Origin of the sequence: Aquirufa salirivi, assembly GCF_045310485.1 — a bacterium.
GTDB lineage: Bacteria > Bacteroidota > Bacteroidia > Cytophagales > Spirosomataceae > Aquirufa > Aquirufa salirivi.
In genome coordinates this window covers 334,169-352,073 of record NZ_JBEWZH010000004.1, presented here as the reverse complement: position 1 = coordinate 352,073, position 17,905 = coordinate 334,169, and the positions used below count along the sequence as shown (strand labels likewise).

Genomic DNA, 17,905 nt, shown 5'->3' with positions numbered 1-17,905 from the left:
CTCATCAAATTCGCGTGCAATTGGCCACATTGGGTTGTCCTATCCGAGGAGATATCAAATACGGTTATGACCGACCAAACCCCGATGCCAGTATCAACCTACATGCCCGTAGATTATACTTTGTTCATCCTATCAAGAAAACACCCATTATTTGCAAAGCGGCTGTGCCTAACAATTCATTCTGGGAAGAGTTCCTAGAGCTTGATGCGGAAGAGGTAAAAGAAAAGAATTTAGATCACTTATACGAATAGCCTAGATCAGCTCTTCTAAAGTCGTTTTTTCCAAAACAGATAAATTGGCATCACGCCATTTGGCTAAAACAGAACGTAACTTACAGGTTTCCTCATTGGCACAGTCGTCGCACTTACCATAAAAATGCAAGGATACACAAAGCGCTGGCGCAATCGGGCCATCCACAATTCGGATAATTTTGGCAAAAGTCACTTGACTTGGAGGAATACGTAAATAATATCCTCCCCCCTTGCCCTTTTGACTTTGAAGAATTCCATGATTTCTTAACTCTAATAGAATGGCTTCTAAAAACTTTTTAGGAATATTCTCTGATTCTGCAATGTGTGAGATCAACAACGGGCCTTTTTCATAAGCCTGAGCTAACACTTTCAACGCCTTCAAAGCATACTTTGCCTTCTTAGAAATCATTTGTCAATAGGGATTAAATAGGAACTGACCAAAGCTAAACATTTTATCAAGATTTGCCAAATTCTCAAATTGTGATAAAAATCAGCTTAAATAAAAAAGGCCAACCTTGCGGTTGGCCCTTCTAAAGAATCATTTATTAAAAACGGAAGTGAGAGAACGCTTTGTTCGCTTCCGCCATACGGTGTGTATCATCCTTCTTCTTCACAGCAGCTCCTTCACCTTTAGATGCAGCAATGATCTCATTCGCTAAGCGATCCATCATTGTTTTGTCACCTCTTTTTCTTGCATATCCAATTAACCACTTCATTCCTAACGCAACTTTACGTTCAGCTCGCACTTCCGTTGGAACCTGAAAGTTAGCTCCACCTACACGGCGGCTCTTTACTTCTACAGATGGCATTACATTGTTTAATGCTTTTTTCCAAGTTTCTAAACCATTCTCTTTCGTACGCTCTTCTACTTTATCTAAAGCATCGTAAAAAATAGTGAATGCCACTGACTTTTTACCGTCATACATCAAGTTGTTTACAAACTTAGTTACTAATACATCCCTAAATTTAGGATCTGGCAATAAATAGCGCTTTTTTGGTTTCGCCTTTCTCATGGTGTTAATGTTTAATGTCGACCCAAACTTCTGCCTTCACCGAGGCATACTGGATCTTTGTGTTAAAAAATATTACTTCTTCTTAGCTGGAGCTGCGGCTTGACCTGGTTTAGGACGCTTAGCACCATACTTAGAACGAGATTGTAAACGACCAGATACACCGGCTGTGTCCAATGCTCCACGAATGATGTGATAACGTACACCTGGTAAGTCTTTCACACGACCACCACGAATCAATACGATCGAGTGCTCTTGCAAATTGTGACCCTCACCTGGAATGTAGGCATTCACCTCTTTCTGGTTAGTTAAACGAACACGAGCTACCTTACGCATAGCTGAGTTGGGTTTCTTTGGAGTAGTTGTGTACACACGTGTACAAACTCCTCTTCTTTGTGGACAAGAATCCAAAGCAGGTGACTTAGATTTCCAAGTCATTTGCTCACGGCCCTTGCGCACTAATTGCTGAATAGTTGGCATTTTAAATAATTACCGTTTAAATTTTAAATCTTTTTTATTCCCTTAAATAGCTTAACCTCATTTGGATAGAGTAATGCCATAGTAACGGGGGTGCAAAGTTAGCAATTAGAAATAGAATTCAAAACATCATTTTGGAATTTTATTTCAAAAATCCTTCGATACCCAATTCTAGGCCTCTCAGTTCAGCTAATCCTCTTAATCGACCAATAGCGGTATATCCCGGATTAGTCTTTTTACCTACTTGCAAATCATCCAACATTTTATGCCCATGATCCGGTCTAAAAGGCATTCTAACATCCTTTCTCCCTTGGGTAATTCGTTTTTTTTGCTCCAGTACCAAGGCTTTCATCACGCCAAACATATCTACATCCCCATCCAAGTGGTCTGCTTCATAGAAGTTACCAAATTCATCGCGACGAGTCGCTCGTAAATGAATAAAATTAATTCGATCACCCAATCGCTCTACCATACCGACCAAATCATTCTCTTCTCTTACTCCATAACTACCTGTACAGAAACATAAACCATTATTAGGGCTTTCATAAGAAGCTAATAATTGCTTAGCGTCAGATTCTGTACTAACCACACGTGGTAAACCCAAAATAGGATAAGGAGGATCATCAGGGTGGATGGACAAGTTGACGCCAGATTCTTCTGCCACAGGAGTAATTTCCCGAATAAATTCATACAAATGCTCCCTTAATTCAGCCTCGCCTACATGTGTGTATGTATCTAAGGCTTCCTGAAAGGAAACTAAAGTAAAACTTTCCTCACTACCAGGTAATCCTGCTATAACATTACGGATCAACTTCTCTCGTTGAGCTGGGCTTGACTGATCAAACCAAGTCTTGGCACGTTGGATTTGCTCCGAACTATAATGATTTTCAGCACCTGGTCTTTTCAATAAATACAATTCAAATGCAGCAAATTCAGCTGCATCGAAGCGCAAAGCTCTTGAGCCATCAGGTAGTTCAAAATCCAAATCGGTTCGAGTCCAATCCAAAATTGGCATGAAATTATAACAAACGGTATCCAAACCCGCTTTTGCCAAATTACGAATCGATTGCTTATAGCGCTCTATGTATGTCTTAAAATTACCTGAACGTGTTTTGATTGCCTCGTGGACAGGGATACTTTCAATCACCGACCAGCTTAGACCCGCCGATTCAATAATGTGTTTTCTTTCCAAAACATCATCTAACTCCCAAACCTCACCATTCGGAATTTGATGCAATGCGTTCACAATGCCCGTTGCGCCAGCTTGTCTGACATCCGATAAACTTACCGGATCATTGGGTCCGAACCATCGCCATGTTTGTTCTAATGCCATATTTATTCTGAATATATTCTATTGAAATTTACTTAATTAGTTTTCCTCGCAATATCAACTATTGATTTCATAATTTTCAGTTGCAAGCACTTACTGTTGATTACTATTATTTCCATTCGCTTAATATCGCATGAAGGATCATTCTGCCCCATCGCTTAGATTTGTCAACTTTTGAAAAGTTGACAAATCTTAAGTTGACAAATCTTCAAGACAAAATTCCAACATAAAAATAAGAACACAAAATTAGCCTTTCCTACTCAAAATAATATAAAAAACTTGATAATTTTGACCAGGATATTGGACAAAAAAAACCTTGCCTGGATACCAAGCAAGGTTTTTGTAATCAAGCATTTATATACTTTCTTTAATATCTATCTCTTTCAAAGGCCGCAAAATTAAAGCCTTTTTATTCAGGAACAAAACGTCCCTTAATTTTGATGTGACGGCCTCAATAAATCATTAACCGTTTTTACCGGATTAAAGGTGTCCAACGGAACCTCGACAAAAATGGTATTCCAGTAGGCCATTGCTCCATTCCATAAACCGGGTAATTCCTGTGCTTTTAGCTTCTTCCCATCCTTCGTTTTCTCGGTAATAAACCCAGTACTCATATCACGATACTGAAGTAAATCAAACGACTTACCATTGACATCCTTCGTAGCACAAACCAAATCCACTGGATTAAAGTGAGTTGATCCTGTAAAAATGGCCTTCTGTGATTCATTGGACATATCCACTTGGGCAGATTCTACCAATTGCAGTGTACTATTCCCCTCCTGATCCCGACACCAAAATGGACCGCCGCCAGGCTCTCCTGTATTTTTTACCACTCCACAAATACGCGTCGGGCGATTAAAAATCATTTTGAATAAGGCTAATTTCTCTGCTTGGGTATGTGCATCCCAAGCTTTACCTGGCAGAATTCCTAAATATGTTGTGGCAAAATCCTGTATTTCTTGTAAGATAGAAGCACTCACCTCTCCTTCCAACACCTTAGCATAGACTTTAATTTTATCCAATATCTCCACCAATAATCCTCCTAAAGCCTTTTTATAGACAATGGTACTTTCTTTTAATTTATCAGGAACCACATTGTCGATATTCTTAATAAAGATCAAATCCGCGTCCAAATCATTTAAATTTTCCAATAAAGCCCCATGTCCAGCAGGACGAAATAACATCGACCCATCAGCTTCACGGAATAAATTATTATCCATATCTACCGCAACGGTATCCGTGCTTGGCTTTTGTTCAGAAAAACTAATATGAAATTTCACTTGAAATTTTTCTTCTAATTTAGGTACAACTTGATTCACCAAGGCATCGAAACGACTACGATGCTCAGGAGAAACAGTAAAATGCAAATACGCATCCTTCCCATCTGAAGCATATTCTACCGCCTCCACTAAATGCTCCTCCAAAGGCGTTCTTACTTCATCTTCATAATAATGAAATGACAATAAACCCTTGGGTAATGATCCATAATCCAAGCCCTTATTCAACAACAAGTTTTCTAAAATCTCTTGTTCTGTTGACCACTCTGGCAACAATTTTTTCAATTCAGGAGCAAAGGCAAACTCACTAAGTCGATCAAAAAATACTGAAGATTCCTTATTGGGTTTTGTTTCCGACAAATGCTCAAACAATGATTTAAACATACGGGTCGCGGCTCCCGATGCAGGCACCATTTTCAAAATGGACATAGTCTTTTTAGCCTCTTCAAATCGCTTGACATAACGATCCACATCCGCATCCGACAAATGAATAATACCGTTACCAATACTGGCAGCACGATCTAACTTCATCCAAGGAAATCCTTGTTTAAAATAATCAATTTGTTTTTGTACTTCGGAAGGTTTGATACCTTTCTTTTCTAATAATGTTAGATCTACAGTGTTCAGCATGTTTTATTGTGTTAAATCAATTTCAATATAGAAAAAAAGATAATTGACCGAAAGAAATCTAAAAGAAAATGCAAACCCAATGTAGGTATCCTACCCAATTTGACAAATTTCATATTCCGTTCGTGAATAGTTTTTGATTGAATTATTTTCCAAATAATATCACACCTTTCAACTTAATTATAAAATTAAAGCATCCAACAATCCCAATTGGCATTCAGTCTTATTGCTAGGAAATAAACTAAGGTTAATTCTAAGTAGATTGATTGTAGGGTTGGCTTATAGCAATCAATTCTACACCAATTAAACAAATGTAATCGTTTTAGAAAAAAAATTACAGAGAAAATTGCACACCCAATTTTATTAATCTGCCAACCAAGTAGTTTTTATACTCAGTACGAGAAAAATCATTTATGGAAACAATTGTTCGATTTCGAATATCGAGTAAATTATCCATGGATAATGTATATATAAGGTTTGGCTTTTTTGATTTAATATCAACACTTGCATTAATAAAATGCAAGAATGCATCACCTTGATAAAATTGAAATGAGTTGATTTGTAAGTAGCTAAAGATTCGAGGTGTGGTCACACTAAATTGTAACACATTTTTATACACGGTGTTTCTAAATGAACTGAATTGATTTTCAAACATCGAATTTTCAATCGTAAAAGCTTCATAAAAATTAAAGCTTTTCAGATAACCTGATTTGGCACTGAAGGTAAGTTCATTTGAAATTGATTTATTATTCCGTAAATCAACATTATTGACAAAATTGGCAAAATTTAGAATCGAATGCATTCCCACTAGTTTGAAATTTACTGCTATTTCTTTAATGTAACATGCGACTTCCCCATTGAATTGTTCTTGCTCAGTTGATAAATTTTGCCATTGGTATTTTTGAATACTAAATAAGTTGGACAAATGATTATTTGTAATGAAGCCTCCTTGATAATTGATTTTTGTAAAGCTAAATTGATAAGAAAACTTATTTAATTGATTATTTGAAATGATTGCATTCCACTTTTCTAGAAAGGGAATTCCCATTTGAATGGAATCAATTCGTTTATTTCTACTATCAAGAAATAAGGTGTCGTGAATGAAATAATTTCTATAACTTGGATTAATGAACTTACTATAGTTAAGGAGAAAATTTTGCTTAAACATTCTTGAATTAAGCCCATACTCCATATTCCAAATTCTTCTAGTTTCTTTTAATCCATTATTATCCACGTTCAATTGAACATTATCTACCTTGGCTGAATACTGCCATCCTCTAATGTTTCCTTTGAATTCTTGATGAATGGTATTTCTATATTCAATGAAATCAGATGATTTTTTTCCTTGATTATTCAATTCTTGTTCCAATGTCAACGATTGAAACCAAGTTTCAGCTATTAATTTTTTAGGAATCCAAACCTTTACCCATTTACCTGTAAACTTACTTTCCAAATATGTTTGATTAAGATATTGGTTGATCGACTGATTGATAGGATGCAGATAATTCATAAACAGGTTGAGCCCATTTCTACTAGATAAATGTTGAAAAAAGAGTTGAATAGCCGAATTATGACCTACTTTAAGGGTCGATAAAGTTTCCAAATAATAATCCTTTATATCACTTTTCTGCTGTGAATTAAATCCTACATCGGTATTAATTACTTGATTCGTAACATAATTAATCCTTCCATCGTTTAAATAATATTTGCCTTCAATTATGAGATTGTGTGCTGGTTGATATTTCAAATTAACAGATTGTCCCCATTTCTTGGGCAAGGTTTGGTAATTAAAATCATCGGATATTTGGAAGCTGTTTTCGGGTAAATTAATGGTGGTCTGGTTTGATTGTTTATTTGAAAAATCATCACTCAAAAAATTGGTGAATGATTTTAGGGTTAATTTGCTGTGTAATTTGAATATGTTATTCAAATTACCTGAAAACTGTTTGTTTCGATTAGACTTCAACTTGCCTATATTGGGAAATATGCCACCATAATTCAAAGGAAAGTGAGGAACGTTTTCATACAATGGACTCACATCACGGTAATCAAGGTAATTAATCGATGAAAGGTTATCCCCAAAATTATTAGTTGATAGTAAGGCAAATGTTTTTACATATTTTGTATTGATAATAGAGTTTGATTGGAGATTGTATCCAGTTAATTGATTTTCCACTATTCCGACATTGACTCTTCCCGACTGGGTATATGAAAATTTTCGCGCGAATTTAAGATTCAATGCAGTCAATTGAGACGAACCTAATTCTGCAATGATTGAATTTTCCGAAAAATGGTCATATGCCTCAATTTCATCAATTTCGTCCACCTTAATGTTTTTTATTGCCAAGGCATAATTTGACTCCATGAGATTTTCACCATCCAACAAAACGGTTTCTACAGGCTTATTTCGATAGGTAATTTTTCCATTTTCATCCACTTTAATACCTGGGAAACGCTTTAATACATCTTCAATTTTTATATCAGAAGAAAGGCGCAAATCCTTTACTTTCATAGAAACCGTATCAGGCAAATAATTATAATTTTTAGGTCGGACAATTACTTCTGAAAGTAGGTAGCTAGTGTCTTTCTTCAAGAAAAAATATTTTAATTCATGAATGGGGAATGATATCACTTCCGTATAGGTATGATAATCAAATGCATTTATAGAAAGTTTAAGTGTAGTATTTGGTACTTGATCATACAACATACTAGAATCGATTTTAGTGAATTTGACAAAATTCCCTAAAGTGTCCTCATAAGTAATAATTCCTTGTTCTATTCGCTTTCCATTCGATCCATCAACCAATTTAAATCGGAAATTAGAGGTTTGGCTTTTTACTTGGAATGAAAAAAAAACACACCATATACCCAATAAAATAGTTGTGATAAACCTATTCAAGTTCAATTGTTTTTCCTAAGTATTCAAAATATACTTCTCGTGTTTCCCCCGGTTTTAAATGATAGCGTGCTTTATCTTCTTGAATAAATTTTTTATCCGCCGCTCTCTGTAAGCTAGCATATTTTGGAAAGGATATTGGTTTCTCTTTAAACTTTTCTGGAACACCAATAATCTCTTTTTCATGGTAATTGATTTTAATCACTTGAAAAATCTTGAAGTGATCATCAGAGGCAATTTTGATTATTAGTCCTGGTAATCCACAAAGCTTAAATGGTCCATCAGGATTTCGAATTTTGGGTGCAAAATATGCCGTATAATGCCTTCCTCGAAAGTGCCCACGCGCTTGATAACAATCTAAACCCAAATATCGAATCGGTTTAGTCTTGAGTATTTTCCATTTAACCAATGGAATGGAATCAGAAACAATGAAATACTTATTACCTATTTTATTTGAAAGTGATAAAATTTTTTGCTCCTTAAAAAATTTAAATAAATAGTCATTTGCCCTTTTGAAATTTTCATCAGGCTCATTTTCTGAAAAAAAAGGTAAGTTATTTTTAATAAAGTCGGACTTAAAATAGACGGAGTAATTCGGATACATGATCAATTTGAAAATTGGTGTACCATTGGAAATATATTGCGGTTGCGCATAAAGTTCCTTATACTCTACAGAAATAACTTGTTCAGCTGATACTATTTGTAGATTTAAAAAACAAGAATAAAGTGACAATATGATTAAGTGTTTCAAGGTGGTTAGGGTTTAATTTAAAAACAATGAAAATTTTATTTTCGATGCGAAGAAGTATAAAAGGCCTCGAATTTAACGGGAAATTAGTCTTTAAATATTCTATCGATTTTAACATCGATTAAAGAGGTCAATTATGGATTTATATGACTTATCGAGTTTTCAACAATACAGATAATTTTGATCTTTCCCATAAGGTTAAAATACCATTTCAACTCGATCTACTTTAACATCAAATTTTACGTTTCTTTGTTCGGGAGGAAGCGTTGATAAAAAATGTTGATAATCTGCCGCCATCTCTTTCTTGGCAAGAATTACGTAATCCCAAAATTTTATTTGATTGGTAAAATATTTAGGTGCAATATCAAACTTTACATCCTTAGAAAATTCTATTTTTGTGGCATTATATGAAACAAAATTGTCATCAGAAGATATTTTTAATATTAAACCTGGTAATCCATTGAACTTGAATGGTCCATCTGATATTGGAATATCGGGACAATACATCGCCGAATAATTTCTACCCCTGAAATGACACTTTGCCGTTTTAACCTTTCTACCTAAGTATTTAACATTCGTTGTACCCGTTATCAATTTCCACTTGATGCAATTCAATGAATCTAAAATGATTTGCTTTTTTTGATCAAATACACGAATGGCTGGGTATAAAATTTTATTCTCACGAAATAACTTAACAAGATAAATGGAGCTTTTTTCTAGATTATCAACTATCTTTTTTAATTCTCCAGGTGTTTCTTCGAAGCCTTTGATAGAAATTGTTTTGTATATACTTTGATTATTATTAACTGTCAATTTTGTTATTGAAATTTTACCACTTTGATTTTCTTCATAAGTTACCAAAACAACATTTTGGGCAAATAGAATAGTAGAACAAATTGAAAATACACCAATCAGAAAAATAGTTTTAACTTTCATGAATAAAAAAGTTTTAGGTTACTTAAAAAATTAAAGAGATTGAAACATTCAACCTCTTTAATTTCTGAAATTTTAGTATGCTTTTCTTTGAAGATAAGCAACGTAACTATTGGCTAATGCTTGATCATTGCTTGACCCTGTTACGCAAACAGTATATCGATACGTTTCACTATGAGAAGAAGTAAATGTACCCGTAGTACAATATGCTTTACCAATGAAAGGCACTGCACTTAGAATGAAAAAGCTAAGTAATTTTTTCTATCAAAAAACAAAACCATAATCTTCTTCTAATTCTTAATTTTTTTCAAAAAAAATAAACCTCCTAATTACTAATAAATTTTTTCAGTTTTTTTAGCAAAGACAAAATTGGACTCAAAGTAAAACATGCTTACTACTATGAATTAAAAATTCTATCCTTTGAAAATTCTAATCCTTTTCGATTCGTTCAATACCAAAACTTACAGAGGATTGAATGCCATCTGCGTCTACACTAGCCTTTGAATTATACTTTTTTGATTTTTCTGCCATTATTTGCGCTAATTGGAATTTAAAGCTTTCATAAGAAATATATTTAGGTTTTAATTGTTCAAATGAAGAAGCGTCAATTTTTAAATGCTCTTTCGTAATAGAATTAGCAGAAAATTTCACGAACCCATCAGTTGAATAAACTTCTAAAATAAGGCCTGGTAAATTAAAGTATTTAAATGGGCCATCAGAAATAGGCAACTTACTGGAAAAGTGGGCCACATATCTTCGGCCACGGAAATTACTTATTGCTTTCTGACAAGTATAACCTAAAATTTGTTTTTTTTCATTTTGAATTTCCCACTTTACTAATCCTTCTAAATTTTCTTTTATATAAAATACTTCATCCGAATTTTCAGGATTAAATTCCTTGGTAATTATTTCATTCTCAAAGCTTCTCTTTACGACAATAACTCTTATTGGAGAAATATATTTTTTTAAAATTTCAGGATTTGCTTTAAATCCTTTTGGTACATTAAAATAATAGCTGACTTTATTTCCTGTAACTAATAAATAATTTAATTTCATTGAAGTATATGGCACATAATTATCGTAATTGATTATGTGCCAATCCTCTTGAGCTATTAAAAAGAATGAATTAAGAATTGATAGTAATAAAAATATCGTTTTCATATTCTATTAGTTCCCACATGCATTAATATTTGCTTCAGTTACAGCACTTTGAGCCGCAGCACAAACTTCAGCTATAGGTGCGCGCCGACTCCAAGAAGTTGCTCTTGAATAGATCTGGACTGTATAAGTCTCTCCATGAGAATTTACTCTAATGCATGTTGTAACTGCGATTGCAGTACAAGAGGTTAATGCTCTTTCGATATTTCGTGAATTATTATTTTCATTTGTTTTGGAGAAAATAAATTGAGGAAACAACATGAAGAATAAAATTATTGATAATAACTTTTTCATATTAAAAAAACTAAAATTATCCCCTACTTCTTAGTGGTTTTTCGGGTAATACCAGGGTTTGCAAACTTGATTCAAAGTTAATTTTCTAAAAAACTGTGCGCGTTATGCAAAAAGTAGTATTTAAGTAGTATTTTGGAAGTATATAGCCCAGCACCTATTCAGGGTAATTACGAATGAATAATCTAAAATCCTTCTTTCCTACACCTCCTATTTTAATCAAAATATTTTGTCGATGCTTTCGGACAGTATGTTCTGAGATAAACAGTTTTACCGCTATTTCTTGGCAAGAAAAATTTCGTTGAGATAAATGAATTATTTCGATTTCCCGATTAGTGAAATCGTGTATGTTTGAAGTAGTAAGTATCATTAGTGGTGGGTATATATACCAAAAGTATGCAGCATTAATTCAATAATACAAATTAATCATAGAAAAATATCAAATAACTGATATTATCAATCCCTACATATCTTATGTATTAATCAAGAAGTTCATAAATAGTCTAACTATTTTTTTGGTAGCTTTGAATTAGCTATGCAGGATATCCACGCCATTCTTAAAAAATACTGGAATTACGACTCTTTTAGACCCCTACAAGAAGAGATAATCCGTTCTATATTGGACAAAAAAGATACCCTGGCATTATTACCTACGGGTGGTGGAAAATCCATTTGCTTTCAAGTTCCAGCCATGGCCATGGAAGGCATTTGCCTCGTAATTTCGCCTTTGATTGCTTTAATGCAAGATCAAGTAAACCAGCTAAAACAAAGAAACATCGCTGCCGAAGCTCTCTTTTCAGGCATGCATCCGAGACAAATCGATATACTGCTCGATAATTGCATTTATGGAAATATCAAATTTTTATACGTCTCCCCAGAAAGACTAAAAACAGAATTATTTCTGGAAAGAGCTAAGCAAATGAACATTTCGCTCATTGCTGTGGATGAAGCACATTGTATATCTCAATGGGGATATGATTTCCGCCCATCATATTTGGAAATTCTATCTTTCAAAAATTTATTCCCAAATACTCCTTGCATGGCCTTAACAGCAAGTGCAAATCCAGAAGTCAAAGCAGACATCTTACAAAAGCTTGATTTCAAAAAACCACAGATATTCCAAAAGAGCTTCAGTCGGGCTAACCTCTCTTATTCTGTTATTTGGGAAGAAAACAAAGAAAAAAAGCTAATTCAAATGCTTCAAAGGGTTCCTGGATCATCCATTGTCTATGTCCGAAACAGAAAAAAGACCCAGCAAATCAGTGAATTGATCCAACATCATGGAATTTCCTCTACTTTTTATCACGCAGGTCTAGATCCCAAGGAAAGAAGTTCCCGACAAAAAGAATGGATTGAAGGTCATATTCAAACCATCGTAGCCACCAATGCCTTTGGAATGGGAATAGATAAAGCAGATGTACGGTTGGTGGTCCACCTCGATTTACCCGATACTTTAGAAGCCTATTACCAGGAGGCAGGTCGAGCCGGACGCGATGAGAAGAAAGCTTATGCCGCTATTTTAGTCGAAGAAAAAGATGTCATAGAACTCAGCTCGCAATGGTCTAAATCCTATCCCGAAGCAGACGTTCTGAAAAAAGTATATCAAACCATCAGCAATTATTTACAAATCCCTGAAGGTAGTGGGGAATTAATGCACTATGATTTTGATTGGTCCGACATGGCAAAGCGATTCAATCTTCCTCCATCGGAAACCTTTTTTGCTATTAAAACATTGGAAAAAGAAGGCCTATTTTTGTTAAATGATGCCTACCAAAATCCATCCAAAATCAAAATCAATGTTTCTGCCACAGAACTATACGATTTTCAAATTCGCAATGAAAAATTTGAATCGTTTATTAAATGTCTTTTGAGGATGTTTGGTGGAAATCTCTACCAACAATTTGTTCCTATTTCAGAAACAGCCATATCCCAACAATTCAAAGCTCCTGTTGCTGAGATAGAACGAAGTTTAGCCTTGCTTGAAAAGTTTGAATTGTTGGATTATGACAAACAAAATGGCTTAGCGAAATTAACGCTGCTCAGCCCAAGGGCCTCTGTATCTCAGTTACCCATCGACTGGACCTCTTACCATAAAAAGAAAGACCGAAGTCTGAGCAAAATCAAGGCAGTAGAACATTATGTTCGAGATAAAAAAATATGTCGAACCCGATTACTCGTTGCTTATTTTGGAGAGAATTTGGACAAAAAATGTGGGATTTGCGATACCTGCATTGAACAAAAAAAGGCCTCCACGGGGAAGGCCTATCCTGAAAGTCATGAAAGTGAACGTAAACTAATTTTACATTACCTACAACACGGTTCTTTAAGTTTACAAAACCTAGTAGATTGCCTCCGCCCTCTTTCAAAAGACGAAGCCATCCGAATCATTCAATACGCCTTAGACATAGGTGAAATCACCTATACCGCTACCGATGAGTTAGGTTTAGCCTCATCCTGAAGAACAAAATGTACTGGATTTTTTACTTGCTCATGCAATAAGGCCAAGGCTAAAACTTCCATCGCATTTTCTACATAATGAAATGTTAGATCCGTAATATACCGCGGTTCAATTTCCTCGATATCTTTTCTATTCTTTTGACACAAGATAATTTCCTTGATTCCTGCGCGCTTAGCTGCTAAAATCTTTTCTTTAATTCCTCCCACTGGAAGCACTTTCCCTCGCAAGGTTATTTCTCCCGTCATGGCTAAATTAGGCTTTACCCTCCTTTGTGTCAAAGCCGAAGCTATCGCAGTCAACATGGTAATTCCTGCCGAAGGACCGTCTTTAGGTACCGCACCTGCCGGAACGTGAATATGTAAATTATATTGATCAAAAATTCGATAATCGATATCCAATAAATCAGCATGGGCTTTCAAAAAACTCAAAGCAGCCATGGCCGATTCCTTCATCACATCCCCTAATTGACCCGATAAAGTCAACTGTCCTTTACCTCGGCTCAACAACGTTTCAATGAATAAAATATCTCCACCCACAGGTGTCCAGGCTAATCCAGTGACAACGCCCGCGTATTCATTACTCTCGTATGAATCGTTCTCAAAGTTTTCTTGACCCAATAAACGTACCACATCGGCGGCTTGTAGTTTATGAGGATACTCCTCACCAATAGCAATAGATTTAGTTATTTTGCGCACAACTTTTCCCAGCTCTTGTTCTAATTTTCTAACACCCGATTCACGCGTATAACCTTCTACCACTTTTTGGATAGCAGTATCAGTCATGCTAAAGTCTGCCCTTTCCAAACCATGTTCTTTCTTCTGCTTTGGCAACAAATGCTTTTTAGCAATTTGTACTTTTTCCTCCATGGTATAACCACTCACCTCAATAATCTCCATACGGTCACGCAAAGCTGGATGAATCGTATCTAAGTTATTGGCGGTAGCAATGAACATCACTCGAGACAAATCAAACTCGACCTCTAAGTAATTGTCCATGAAACTATTGTTTTGTTCTGGATCCAATACTTCCAATAAAGCGGACGACGGGTCCCCTCGGTGATCTGAACCCACTTTATCTATCTCATCTAAGATGAATACCGGATTGGAAGATCCCGCCTTTTTGATATTTTGAATCACCTTTCCTGGCATCGCACCAATATAGGTTTTTCTATGACCCCTAATTTCAGCTTCGTCACGTAAACCTCCAAGAGCCATACGGACATACTTACGTCCTAATGCCTTGGCTACGCTTTTTCCTAAGGAAGTCTTTCCTACACCTGGAGGGCCATATAAGCACAAAATAGGTGCTTTCATGTCTCCCTTCATCTTCAGTACCGCTAAGTATTCAATGATTCTCTCTTTGACTTTTTCCAATCCAAAATGATCAGCATCCAATATCTTTTTGGCCTTAATCAAATCAAAATGATCTTTGGTATATTCTGACCAAGGTAAGTCAACCAAAAGTTCGACAAAGTTCATCAACATCGGATATTCACCCGACATGGAGTTGGTCCTTTGAAGCTTAGACAATTCTTTCAAGAAAAAATCATTGACTTCTTTAGACCATTTTTTCTTAGCGCCCTTAGCGCGTAAACCATCCAATTCTTGTTCTGGACTTTCTACACCAAGCTCTTCTTGCAAGACTTTGATTTGCTGACGAATGTAATAATCTCGCTGTTGCTGGTCAATATCACTGCTAGCCTTGCTTTGGATCTCTCGCTTTAATTCCAAATGCTGAATTTCCTTCATCATGTATTCCAACAGATGCGTAGCTTGCTCTATTCCATCCAATGTTTCCAGTAATTCTTGTTTATCCTTTAATTCAGCATTGATGTTGGAAGAAAGAAAATGTACTAAAAAGGCAGATGAATCAATATTATCTAATGCTATCTGGGCTTCCCTTGGAATCTCAGGATTCAAATTCAATATTTTCAACGCTGATTCCTTTAATGTAGAAACCAGTGCCTTATTTTCTTTATTCAATTTTTTCGGGAAATTGTCTTCCAAATAGTTCACTTTCGCTATTAAGTTTGGGTCTGTTTTAATGAATTCCCTGACCTCAAAACGTTTACGCCCTTGAACAATTATGGTGGTGTTTCCACCAGGTAGAACAAACATCTTGATGATGTGTGCTACGGTGCCAACTTTGTATAAATCATCTGGCTGAGGCTCTTCCTTTGAATTATTCGCTTGAACTAATACCCCGATGGTTCGATCTCCTTTGTACGCTTTTTTTACTAATCGTACTGATTTCTGGCGGCTTACCGTAATGGGTATCACCATACCTGGAAATAAAACAATATTACGTATTGGCAGAATGGGAAGTTCGTCTGACAAAACGCTCATTTTGTCATTGTTTTCCAATCCCTCAGCACTAATAGGAATTAACTCAATATTCTCGAAATCGGAAATATCCGATAGACTCAAATGCTTAAAAAGGTCATTTGGATTATTCATACACACATTAATTTAATCTTACCCTCCAATCTTGAAAGACGTATGGAGCTTAAACAAATTTCATGCCATAAGACAAGTTGGCAGATAAATTACCACACTATCTGATGGAGAACTTGATTTTTTTGAAATAAAAACGATTTCTTTTTTTCTCCTTTAGCGCAATGTAACAAATTAGTTTGGTCAGGAAATTGTTCCACCAAAAGATCATTCATAACAAACACTCCTGCTAAATCTTGATCTGAAGGAATTTCCACATAAACCCAAATCACATCTGGATTAGGCTCCCAGCCTATCCAGCGATAAGGCGTTTGTAATTGCTTATTTACTTGAAACCCAAAATGCTTGCGAATATAGGACTCCAATAACTCATCCATGTTAGCGGCATTTTCAAAACTCACTTTTTTCCCGTGAAAACTGCTGAGGCCTTGCTCCAAATCATCTTGAAATAAACGAATAGCTATCTCCCAGGATTTTTCCCTTTCATTGTACACGCATTCCGTAACACTGGTGTGGAAAGGATGGCGCTCTTTGCTTCCTACACTATCAACAGATAAAAAAAGGAACAAAAGAATGAAAAAAAGCTGTTTTTTCAACGTTTAAAAGAAAGACTTAAAAATATCGTTTCCAAAAGTATAAGCCATTAAACCTAACAATAAAATCATACCGATTTGCTGTGCACGTTCCATTACCTTATCTGAGGCAGGTTTTCCAGTGATCATCTCATACAATAAGAAAATCGCATGGCCTCCATCTAAAGCAGGTATAGGTAAAACATTGAAGAAGGCCAAAGCCATAGATAACAAACCTGTTAACATCCAGAATCTTGTCCAATCCCACACTCCTCCAAACATTTGCGCGATCCCTATTGGGCCACTCAATGCTTTCGAGGCCGATACGTCACCAGTGGCTATTTTCTTGAATCCACGAATATTATCCGTAATAACTGAAAATGCACGCTTTGATCCAATTCCCACAGATTGTCCAAAACTGTAATCTTCATGCGACATTTTCATTAAAATATCCGCCTGAAAACCGATTTGTCCAGATTTAGCTACCACCATATCCAAGGTGTCTGCTTTTCCTTGACGAAGTATAGCCAAACGAATAGGTTTGCCTGCTTCCTTACTTAATACTTCTCGAATCTCATGGTAAAACTGAATCGGAGTTTGATTGACAGCCGTAATATAATCTCCTGACTTTAAACCGGCTGACAAGGCTGGTAACATCTCTTCTGAATCTTTACCTAACCATTTGTCCAATAAACTTGGAGGATTAGGAGCAGTTACTTCCAAGACTTTAAATTTCGTCATTGGCTCAATGAAAGCGGCCTTTTTATCACTTAGTTGTCCAATAAAATTAGCTGGAATTTGAATTTCCACCTCTTTCCCGTCACGTAAAACCGTATAATATGAATTATCTCCTAGTAGTACATCCGACGAACGCAAGTCGGATAATTGCTTGTAATCAGCCCCATTCACACGGATAATTTTATCCCCCGTTTTAAGTCCAATATGTTGGCCTAAATCCAGAGCAACTATTCCATTTTTATTTAATTCCTCTTTGGAAATGTAATTATTCCCATTGGAATAGGTCAATGAAATAAAAATGACAACACCTGTGATGATATTCACAATCACTCCTCCTAGCATCACGATCAATCGCTGCCAAGCGGGTTTAGCTCTAAATTCCCAAGGCTCAGGTTCTTTAGCCAAAGTAGCCGCATCTTGTGTTTCATCAATCATCCCAGCAATCGACACATATCCCCCTAAAGGAAACCAGCCTAAACCATACTCTGTATCGCCAATTTTCTTCTTAAATAAAGCAAAGTTTAGTAAAGAAGGAATTGGGAATAGAAAATCAAAAAACAGATAAAATTTTTCTACGCGCATTTTAAACCATTTCGCAGTAATGAAATGACCAAACTCGTGCAATGTTACCAATATGGACAATCCTAAAATCAATTGCCCCGCCATAATCAAACCTTCCATAATCT

Annotated in this window: 16 protein-coding genes (1 of these 16 only partly in view); 2 read left to right on the top strand and 14 right to left on the bottom strand. The window is 35.6% G+C overall.

The window, feature by feature from the left end:
* Positions 1-251: the 3' portion of an RluA family pseudouridine synthase gene (locus tag U0R11_RS07710; RefSeq protein WP_166373933.1), read on the top strand. Its footprint begins 481 nt before the window's first position; 251 of the gene's 732 nt are visible here — the last part of the coding sequence; the start codon falls outside the window, past its left edge; the stop codon is at positions 249-251.
* A 1-nt stretch (position 252) separates the two neighbouring features.
* Here U0R11_RS07710 and U0R11_RS07705 read toward each other — a convergent pair whose 3' ends face one another.
* From U0R11_RS07705 to U0R11_RS07655, 11 genes are all read right to left on the bottom strand, one after another.
* Positions 253-660, bottom strand: coding sequence for an RrF2 family transcriptional regulator (locus tag U0R11_RS07705; protein ID WP_109324128.1), 408 nt, complete (start codon positions 658-660; stop codon positions 253-255).
* A gap of 136 nt (positions 661-796) precedes the next feature.
* Complete coding sequence (gene rpsG / locus U0R11_RS07700) at positions 797-1,264, bottom strand: 30S ribosomal protein S7 (protein ID WP_109324129.1); 468 nt, start codon at positions 1,262-1,264, stop codon at positions 797-799.
* Between the two features lie 72 nt (positions 1,265-1,336).
* Positions 1,337-1,741, bottom strand: coding sequence for a 30S ribosomal protein S12 (gene rpsL, locus U0R11_RS07695; RefSeq protein ID WP_109324130.1), 405 nt, complete (start codon positions 1,739-1,741; stop codon positions 1,337-1,339).
* Positions 1,742-1,880: 139 nt separating this feature from the next.
* The gene (gene uxuA, locus U0R11_RS07690; protein WP_406751087.1) at positions 1,881-3,071 is read right to left on the bottom strand and encodes a mannonate dehydratase; all 1,191 of its coding nucleotides are present in this window, start codon (positions 3,069-3,071) and stop codon (positions 1,881-1,883) included.
* Between the two features lie 428 nt (positions 3,072-3,499).
* Entirely contained in the window at positions 3,500-4,975 is a 1,476-nt protein-coding gene (locus U0R11_RS07685) for a DUF4301 family protein (protein ID WP_406751086.1), read from the bottom strand.
* Positions 4,976-5,306: 331 nt separating this feature from the next.
* Positions 5,307-7,871 carry a hypothetical protein gene (locus U0R11_RS07680; protein WP_406751084.1) on the bottom strand — a complete coding sequence of 855 codons (2,565 nt, stop codon included), beginning with the start codon at positions 7,869-7,871 and terminating at the stop codon, positions 5,307-5,309.
* Positions 7,864-8,601, bottom strand: coding sequence for a GLPGLI family protein (locus tag U0R11_RS07675; protein ID WP_406751099.1), 738 nt, complete (start codon positions 8,599-8,601; stop codon positions 7,864-7,866). Before U0R11_RS07675 ends, U0R11_RS07680 begins: the two co-directional genes overlap by 8 nt.
* A 213-nt stretch (positions 8,602-8,814) precedes the next feature.
* Positions 8,815-9,552 carry a GLPGLI family protein gene (locus U0R11_RS07670; protein WP_406751082.1) on the bottom strand — a complete coding sequence of 246 codons (738 nt, stop codon included), beginning with the start codon at positions 9,550-9,552 and terminating at the stop codon, positions 8,815-8,817.
* A 426-nt stretch (positions 9,553-9,978) separates the two neighbouring features.
* Positions 9,979-10,710: a GLPGLI family protein gene (locus U0R11_RS07665; RefSeq protein WP_406751080.1), complete on the bottom strand. Its 732-nt coding sequence runs from the start codon at positions 10,708-10,710 to the stop codon at positions 9,979-9,981.
* A 6-nt stretch (positions 10,711-10,716) separates the two neighbouring features.
* Positions 10,717-11,001, bottom strand: a complete 285-nt coding sequence (locus tag U0R11_RS07660; protein ID WP_406751078.1) for a hypothetical protein — start codon at positions 10,999-11,001, stop codon at positions 10,717-10,719.
* A gap of 154 nt (positions 11,002-11,155) precedes the next feature.
* Positions 11,156-11,368, bottom strand: a complete 213-nt coding sequence (locus tag U0R11_RS07655; protein WP_406751076.1) for a response regulator transcription factor — start codon at positions 11,366-11,368, stop codon at positions 11,156-11,158.
* Positions 11,369-11,533: 165 nt separating this feature from the next.
* Between U0R11_RS07655 and U0R11_RS07650 the strand changes: the two genes are divergently transcribed.
* A complete protein-coding gene (locus U0R11_RS07650; RefSeq protein ID WP_406751074.1) occupies positions 11,534-13,456 on the top strand; it encodes a RecQ family ATP-dependent DNA helicase in 1,923 nt (640 codons plus the stop codon).
* On the opposite strand, the gene lon is transcribed toward U0R11_RS07650, so the two are convergent.
* The 3 genes from lon to rseP all read right to left on the bottom strand — a co-directional run bounded on the left by lon (position 13,417) and on the right by rseP (position 17,900).
* Positions 13,417-15,912, bottom strand: coding sequence for an endopeptidase La (gene lon, locus U0R11_RS07645; RefSeq protein ID WP_406751072.1), 2,496 nt, complete (start codon positions 15,910-15,912; stop codon positions 13,417-13,419). The genes U0R11_RS07650 and lon overlap by 40 nt on opposite strands.
* Positions 15,913-16,001: 89 nt before the next feature.
* A complete protein-coding gene (locus U0R11_RS07640; RefSeq protein WP_406751070.1) occupies positions 16,002-16,505 on the bottom strand; it encodes a DUF6702 family protein in 504 nt (167 codons plus the stop codon).
* A gap of 3 nt (positions 16,506-16,508) precedes the next feature.
* Positions 16,509-17,900, bottom strand: a complete 1,392-nt coding sequence (gene rseP, locus U0R11_RS07635; RefSeq protein ID WP_406751068.1) for an RIP metalloprotease RseP — start codon at positions 17,898-17,900, stop codon at positions 16,509-16,511.
* Positions 17,901-17,905 lie beyond the last annotated feature (5 nt).

What these genes read in the sequence shown, in the direction of transcription:
- U0R11_RS07685 (WP_406751086.1), bottom strand. Translation starts at nt 4,975, where the DNA reads ATGCTGAACACTGTAGATCTAACATTATTAGAAAAGAAAGGTATCAAA.
- U0R11_RS07650 (WP_406751074.1), top strand. Translation starts at nt 11,534, where the DNA reads ATGCAGGATATCCACGCCATTCTTAAAAAATACTGGAATTACGACTCT.
- U0R11_RS07660 (WP_406751078.1), bottom strand. Translation starts at nt 11,001, where the DNA reads ATGAAAAAGTTATTATCAATAATTTTATTCTTCATGTTGTTTCCTCAA.
- lon (WP_406751072.1), bottom strand. Translation starts at nt 15,912, where the DNA reads ATGAATAATCCAAATGACCTTTTTAAGCATTTGAGTCTATCGGATATT.
- U0R11_RS07665 (WP_406751080.1), bottom strand. Translation starts at nt 10,710, where the DNA reads ATGAAAACGATATTTTTATTACTATCAATTCTTAATTCATTCTTTTTA.
- rseP (WP_406751068.1), bottom strand. Translation starts at nt 17,900, where the DNA reads ATGGAAGGTTTGATTATGGCGGGGCAATTGATTTTAGGATTGTCCATA.
- U0R11_RS07655 (WP_406751076.1), bottom strand. Translation starts at nt 11,368, where the DNA reads ATGATACTTACTACTTCAAACATACACGATTTCACTAATCGGGAAATC.
- rpsL (WP_109324130.1), bottom strand. Translation starts at nt 1,741, where the DNA reads ATGCCAACTATTCAGCAATTAGTGCGCAAGGGCCGTGAGCAAATGACT.
- rpsG (WP_109324129.1), bottom strand. Translation starts at nt 1,264, where the DNA reads ATGAGAAAGGCGAAACCAAAAAAGCGCTATTTATTGCCAGATCCTAAA.
- uxuA (WP_406751087.1), bottom strand. Translation starts at nt 3,071, where the DNA reads ATGGCATTAGAACAAACATGGCGATGGTTCGGACCCAATGATCCGGTA.
- U0R11_RS07705 (WP_109324128.1), bottom strand. Translation starts at nt 660, where the DNA reads ATGATTTCTAAGAAGGCAAAGTATGCTTTGAAGGCGTTGAAAGTGTTA.
- U0R11_RS07670 (WP_406751082.1), bottom strand. Translation starts at nt 9,552, where the DNA reads ATGAAAGTTAAAACTATTTTTCTGATTGGTGTATTTTCAATTTGTTCT.